General features: G+C 36.6%; 1 protein-coding gene. It reads right to left on the bottom strand.

Annotation, left to right across the window (positions count from 1 at the left end; translation table 11 throughout):
- Window positions 1-11 precede the first annotated feature (11 nt).
- Complete coding sequence (locus tag FW757_RS23085; protein WP_446441777.1) at window positions 12-935, bottom strand: IS1595 family transposase; 924 nt, start codon at window positions 933-935, stop codon at window positions 12-14.
- Window positions 936-1,006: the final 71 nt, after the last annotated feature.

The following is a 1,006-nucleotide window of genomic DNA, read 5'->3' as shown; positions in this document are numbered from 1 at the left end:
AAAAATTCATATCATAATGCCTCTTTTATCCATGTTTGATCTGAATACTCAGTGTTATCTTCCATAAACCTAAACCAGCTTAAATAATTCTCAATGTAGTCTGTACCAATGCCATTAAAACGTCTTAACCATGCCTTCCATCGCATCGTATAATTATTAAGTGTTTGGATATGGTAAATACCTTCTACCACTCTTTGGTTATCCAACCCAATCAAACGTTTATGGTCAATGTCGAGTTCTTTAGCAATACCTTTATACGATAAGTTTCCATCAGTACAAAGCACTGAGCCTGATGATAATAAAGGCTTCAATTGTGCTTGAATATTTTCTTTTGTATTTCGTTCTAAAACCTTGTGAGATATAGCACCACTACGATCAAGAGCAATGAAAATAGGGACTTTTTCGATTTTTCCACCACCACGTTTACGTGACTTACGGTTAATAGCCCTCTTACCTTTAAAAGATTCTGGTAAAGATGTTTCATCAGCTTCAATAACACCCGTTAGTACTGAAGGATTAAAGCTGGCAGGGGCTTTAATAAACATATGTCGCCAACGAAATGACGTTCTAAGTGTTATATCCAAAGCTTTAGCTGATTTTCTAAGGGATACGCCTTCCCACATTAATTTGGTATATTCGATCCACTTCTCAGCCTTTTTCATTCGGTAAAGTGGTGAGTCTGCAAGTGCATTAAATGTTTTGTTGCATGATTTACACTTAAAGCGCTGAATTCCTTGCTTTGTCATTCCCCAACGATTTAGATTATGTGAATCACAATGGGGGCAATGAGATATTGATTCCTCATGGTCGGCAATAGCTTGACCTACTTGGTTAGTGGCAATATTTGATTCAACTTCGTGGCGAAGCTTTTTAAGTTGAGCGTAATTTAAGTTGGTAATGTGATGTAGTATATTTTGAAACTGCTTGGAAGCCATGTTGCACCTACCGTTTTTAGGTTTCAGTATATTGAATATAGTTCACCAACACTGAAATACAACATAGCCTT

The sequence above is a fragment of the Pseudoalteromonas sp. 1181_04 genome (genome assembly GCF_052850545.1).
The sequence above is the reverse complement of the archived record's forward strand: the minus strand, read 5'-3'. Positions and strand labels throughout refer to the sequence as shown.

Coding starts and splice junctions, on each gene's coding strand:
- FW757_RS23085 (WP_446441777.1), bottom strand. CDS start 935: ATGGCTTCCAAGCAGTTTCAAAATATACTACATCACATTACCAACTTA.